The sequence below is a fragment of the Streptomyces sp. NPDC005181 genome, assembly GCF_040608395.1.
Taxonomy (GTDB): Bacteria; Actinomycetota; Actinomycetes; order Streptomycetales; family Streptomycetaceae; genus Streptomyces.
This window is the reverse complement of record NZ_JBEXID010000188.1, coordinates 1-5356: the sequence shown is the minus strand read 5'-3', so window position 1 is coordinate 5356 and position 5356 is coordinate 1. Positions and strand designations below refer to the sequence as shown.

The following is a 5356-nucleotide window of genomic DNA, read 5'->3' as shown; positions in this document are numbered from 1 at the left end:
CGCGAAGTTCGCCGACGGAAGCGGGCTGAACCGGCAGGACAAGGTCACCGCAGTGTGCCACGGCCCGCGGCTCTGTCTAGGTGCGGTGTTGCGCGGTCAGGCAGACTTCCTGCTGTCTCGCGGATGCACGGCAATGTTCATGGCTCCGGAGCGCAGAACCGCCAGCCTCTCGGCCAGCACCTCCTCCAGCTCCTCGCGTGTGCGCCGCTCCATGAGCATGTCCCAGTGCGTACGCGCAGGCTTGCCCTTCTTCTCCTCGGGGCCATCCCCGTCCACCAGGAGTGCCATGGCGCCGCACGCCTTGCACTCCCACTCCGGCGGAATTTCCGCCTCTACCGAGAACGGCATCTCAAATCGATGTCCGTTCTGGCATGCGTACTCCACCGCCTGGCGCGGGGCCAGATCGATGCCGCGGTCCGTCTCGTAGCTGGTAACCACGAGTCGCGTGCCGCGGAGAGCTCGCTCACTCATGAATCGTGCCTCCCGGGCTTGTCGCCCACAGGACAGGTGTCGCTGTCGTCGTCATCCGGTCAACGTCCGGTCGGCGGTAAAGATTCCCGTTGCCGGTCATGCGTCGCCCGTCGTGCCGCTGCTTTTTCAGGGTTGGGGTACCCACCAATGCCCGGTTTGTCACATCTGGCAGAAGTTGTCACCCAACAGTTTGGCTTCTTCCACTCGCAGTAACGGTCCTCCGGACAGGCCAAAGGCGTACACTACCGGCCTTTCACTTCAACGTCTAAATCCGTTCCGGAACGGGATTCCCCGCCGCCGCAACGGCCTGCCGTACGGGCACCCTCGCGAGCAGCACCGAACCGATCGCGAAGAAGATCACCAACGAGATGATTGCATCCCGATAGCTGCCGGTGAGCTGATATGCGAGACCGAACACCAGTGGCCCCAGCCAGCTCAGCCCGCGATCGCTCATCTCGTACGCGGAGAAGTACTCGGCCTCCTTGCCGCGCGGCACCAGATGGGAGAACAGCGAGCGCGACAGCGCCTGGCTGCCGCCGAGCACGAGGCCGATCGCCGAGGCCAGTACGAAGAAGAACACCGGGGCGTCCGAGGGCAGGAAGTAGCCGGCGACGAGAATCAGGGTCCAGACGACGAGCGAGGCCAGGATCGTGCGCTTCGCGCCGTACGCCCGCGCCAGGCGGCCCATCCCCAGCGCCCCAGCCACCGCGAGCACCTGCACCAGCAGCACGGCGGTGATCAGCGTCGTCTGGTCGAGGCCGAGCTCCTCGGAGCCGTACACCGAAGCCTGCGAGATCACGGTCTGGATGCCGTCGTTGAAGACGAGGTAGGCCAGCAGGAAGGAGAGCGTGAGCGGGTGCCGCCGCATGTCGCGCAGAGTGGCGCGCAGCTGCCGCCAGCCGGAGCCGACCGCACCCTCGCCGCCGGGTGCCACCCGCCGGTCGCGCAGCCGTCGCAGCGGTACGAGGGTGAAGGCTCCCCACCAGACACCCGCCGAGGCGAGACAGATCCGCACCGCGTCGGACTCGGAGAGGCCGAACGAGTCGTGGCCCGTGTAGAGGACCAGATTGAGGACGAGGACGAGCGCGCCCGACGTATAGCCGAAGGCCCAGCCGCGCGAGGAGACCGCGTCGCGCTCGTCGGGCCTGGCGATCTGCGGCAGGTATGCGTTGTAGAGCACCATCGACACCGAGATCGACGCGTTCGCCACGATCAGCAGGAACGCACCCAGCAGATAGCGGTGGCCGTCCAGGAAGAACATCCCGGTCGTCGCGGCCGCGCCCACGTATGCGGCGGTCGCGAGCAGCGGCTTCTTGCGGCCCGTACGGTCGGCGGCGGCGCCCACGATCGGCATCACCACCACCGCGACGACGACGGACACCGAGACCGCGTAGGCGAAGAGTGAACCCGCGCGTACCGGGACGCCGAGCGGGTGCACGAAACCGTCGGCGTCCGCGGCGGCCTTGGCTATCGACGTCAGATAGGGGCCGAGGAACACCGTGAGGACGCTGGTCGAGTAGACCGAACACGCGAAGTCGTAGAAGTACCAGCCGCGTTGTTCGCGTCTGCGGCCCTCGGCGTCGGCACCCTCGGCGGCGCGTTCCGGCGTCGGCTCAGCGGTGTCTGCGGTCTCGGCGCTCAACCCGCACCCCCTCGTGTCTCCCCGTGGGACGCCGCCGGGCCGGCGTCAGGCCCAGGCCCCACGCTCGCTCAGCACCGTACGCAGCGTCTCGATGTGATCGGTCATGATGCCATCCACACCGAGATCGAGGAGCCCTGCCATCCGCTCCGGTTCATTCACCGTCCAGACATGGACCTGGAGTCCGCGCGCATGGGCCTCCCGGACGAAGCGCCGGTCGACCACCCTGATCCCGTTCCGGCTCTCCGGGACCTGCGCACACACCGCTCCGGCGCGCAGTGCGGCCGGTATGCCGTACGACCGCAGGCGCAGGCCGAGGACGCCGCGGACACCGTACGAGGTGGCGAGCCGGGGACCCGCGAGGCGATGCGCCCTGGCGACCCGGGTCTCCGAGAACGAGCCGACGCACACCCGGTCCCAGGCATCCGTCCGGCGGATCAGATCGATCAGCGGGTCCAGGGCCGGCTCGGCCTTGATGTCCACATTCCAGCGGGCGTCGGGGAATTCCTCCAGCAACTCCTCGAACAGCGGCAGCGGTTCGAGGCCCGCCACCCGGGCCTGCCGCACCTCGCTCCACGGCAGGTCGGCTATCCGGCCCCGGGCGTCCGTCAGCCGGTCCAGGGTGGCGTCGTGGAAGGCGACCAGATGGCCGTCCGACGTGGTGTGTACATCGGTCTCGAAGTACCGGTAGCCGGCATCGGCGGCCCGGCGGAATGCGGCCGTCGTGTTCTCGATCCCGTCCGCCGCTCCGCCGCGGTGGGCGAACGGGATCGTCGCGGGATGGTCCAGATACGGGTGGCGTAGGGAGGTCACTGTGGAATTATGGCCTCCTCCGGTGACGGTGCGGTGACGGCGGTGGTACCGGACTCCGGCGCGGGAGCGACGGACCTGCCGGCGGGATCCGCCCCGGGGACCGCGAAGACCCGCAGGAAGAGCTGGGCGAGCGGGCCGATGCTCAGCGCGTAGAGGACCGTGCCCACGCCCAGGGAGCCGCCGAGCACGAAGCCGGTCGCCACCACTGCCACCTCGATCGCCGTGCGGACCAGCCGGATGGAGCGGCCGGTGCGCCGGTGCAGTCCGGTCATCAGTCCGTCGCGCGGTCCGGGGCCGAACCGCGCCGCGATGTACAGCCCCGTCGCGACACCGTTGAGCACGATCCCCGCGACCATCACCGCGATCCGTGCGGCGAAGCCGTGCACCCCGGGGACAAGGGCGAGCGTGCCGTCCATGGCGAGACCGATGGCGAAGACGTTGGAGACCGTCCCGAGGCCGGGGCGCTGCCTCATCGGGATCCACAGCAGCAGGACCGCCGCGCCGACGATGATCGCGACGACGCCGATGGAGAGCCCGGTGCGCTCGGCGAGCCCCTGGTGCAGCACCCCCCAGGGTTCGAGGCCGAGCCCGGCGCGGACGAGAAGCGCCGAGCTCACTCCGTACAGGGCCAGACCGACGTACAGCTGAACCAGCCGCCGTGTGAGGTGCGCCCCGCGCGGGACGGCGGTGTTGGACAAGATGTGCTCCCTGGTGTGGTGGCAGTGGACCGATGCATGACACTCTGAGGCGGGGTATTGGCTACCAACTATGGCCAATCCGAGGAAGGTGGACTGATTTTCATGGCGCAGTGGACTTCGGCCGTCGGTGCCGCGCAGCTCGCTCGGCAGCTCCAGGCCCAGCAGCAGAAGCCCATGGGCCCCGGCGCCCGCAGGCCGCCCGCCTACCGCGCGCTCGCCGACGGCATCCGGCTGCTCGTCCTCGAGGGGCGGGTGCCGGTCGCCGCCCGCCTCCCCGCCGAGCGTGAACTGGCGCTCGCCCTGTCCGTCAGCCGCACCACTGTCGCCGCCGCCTACGAGGCGCTGCGGGCCGAGGGGTTCCTGGAGTCCCGGCGCGGCGCCGGGAGCTGGACCGCGGTGCCGGCCGGCAATCCACTGCCCGCCCGCGGCCTCGAACCGCTGCCCCCGGAGTCGCTGGGTTCGATGATCGACCTGGGCTGCGCCTCGCTGCCCGCGCCCGAACCCTGGCTGACCCGTGCCGTCCAGGGGGCCCTGGAAGAGCTGCCGCCGTATGCGCACACCCACGGCGACTACCCGGCGGGGCTGCCCGCGCTGCGACAGATGATCGCCGACCGCTATACCGAGCGCGGCATCCCGACCATGCCGGAACAGATCATGGTCACCACCGGCGCGATGGGCGCGATCGACGCCATCTGTCATCTCTTCGCGGGGCGCGGCGAGCGGATCGCGGTGGAGTCGCCGTCGTACGCCAACATCCTGCAGCTGATGCGGGAGGCCGGCGCCCGGCTGGTGCCGGTGGCGATGGAGGAGGGGATCGGCGGCTGGGACATGAACCGCTGGCGTCACGTGCTGCGGGACGCGGCACCCCGGCTCGCGTACGTCGTGGCGGACTTCCACAACCCCACCGGCGCGCTCGCGGACGAGAACCAGCGCCGGGCCCTGGTGGACGCGGCCCGCTCCGCCGGGACCGTCCTGGTCGTCGACGAGACCATGAACGAGCTCCACCTCGATGACGATGTCGAGATGCCACGCCGGGTCTGCGCCTTCGACCCGGCGGGCAGCACCGTCCTCACCGTCGGCTCGGCCAGCAAGGCCTTCTGGGCCGGCATGCGGATCGGCTGGGTGCGGGCCGCTCCGGACGTGATCCGCAGTCTGGTGTCCGCCCGGGCCTACGCCGACATGGGCACTCCCGTCCTGGAGCAGCTCGCGATCAACTGGCTGATGCGTACCGGCGGCTGGGAGGAAGCGGTGGAGATCCGCCGTGGCCAGGCACGGTCGAACCGGGACGCGCTGGTCGCGGCGGTGCGCCGGGAACTGCCGGAGTGGGAGTTCGAGGTGCCGCGCGGCGGGCTGACGCTCTGGGTGCGCACGGGCGGACTCTCGGGGTCGCGGCTCGCCGTGGCGGGCGAGCGCGTGGGGGTGCGGGTGCCGTCGGGCCCGCGGTTCGGTGTCGACGGCGCCTTCGAGGGCTACGTACGGCTGCCGTTCACGGTCGGCGGACCGGTGGCGGACGAGGCGGCGGTGCGGCTCGCGGCCGCGGCGCAGCTGGTTGGGTCGGGGGCGAGTGCGGGGGCGGAGGCACCGCGGACGTTCGTCGCCTGATCGCTCACGCGGCCGAATCGTGGGCACGGCCTGCTTCCCCGCGCTGAAGCGTGTGGACCGCACCAGGTGATCGATGAGGTCGTCATGTGACGGACGGCGTTCGAGCACTCGTTGATATTGCGGGGAATGGAGG

Annotated in this window: 5 protein-coding genes; 1 reads left to right on the top strand and 4 read right to left on the bottom strand. The window is 70.3% G+C overall.

The window, feature by feature from the left end; all coding sequences use genetic code 11:
* Window positions 1–96 precede the first annotated feature (96 nt).
* The 4 genes from ABZV38_RS39440 to ABZV38_RS39425 form a co-directional block, all read right to left on the bottom strand.
* Complete coding sequence (locus ABZV38_RS39440; protein WP_007262928.1) at window positions 97–471, bottom strand: RNA polymerase-binding protein RbpA; 375 nt, start codon at window positions 469–471, stop codon at window positions 97–99.
* Between the two features lie 265 nt (window positions 472–736).
* Window positions 737–2113 carry an MFS transporter gene (locus tag ABZV38_RS39435; protein ID WP_356333680.1) on the bottom strand — a complete coding sequence of 459 codons (1377 nt, stop codon included), beginning with the start codon at window positions 2111–2113 and terminating at the stop codon, window positions 737–739.
* A gap of 45 nt (window positions 2114–2158) precedes the next feature.
* Window positions 2159–2923, bottom strand: coding sequence for a glycerophosphodiester phosphodiesterase (locus ABZV38_RS39430; RefSeq protein ID WP_356333678.1), 765 nt, complete (start codon window positions 2921–2923; stop codon window positions 2159–2161).
* Entirely contained in the window at window positions 2920–3621 is a 702-nt protein-coding gene (locus ABZV38_RS39425; protein WP_356333677.1) for a hypothetical protein, read from the bottom strand. The genes ABZV38_RS39430 and ABZV38_RS39425 overlap by 4 nt, the downstream gene beginning before the upstream one ends.
* Before the next feature lie 102 nt (window positions 3622–3723).
* On the opposite strand from ABZV38_RS39425, the gene ABZV38_RS39420 reads away from it, so the two are divergent.
* The gene (locus ABZV38_RS39420; protein WP_356333675.1) at window positions 3724–5223 is read left to right on the top strand and encodes a PLP-dependent aminotransferase family protein; all 1500 of its coding nucleotides are present in this window, start codon (window positions 3724–3726) and stop codon (window positions 5221–5223) included.
* The last annotated feature ends 133 nt before the right edge of the window (window positions 5224–5356 follow it).

Excerpts from the sequence above, each read along its gene's own strand:
- ABZV38_RS39420 (WP_356333675.1), top strand. The coding sequence starts at position 3,724 with ATGGCGCAGTGGACTTCGGCCGTCGGTGCCGCGCAGCTCGCTCGGCAG.
- ABZV38_RS39440 (WP_007262928.1), bottom strand. The coding sequence starts at position 471 with ATGAGTGAGCGAGCTCTCCGCGGCACGCGACTCGTGGTTACCAGCTAC.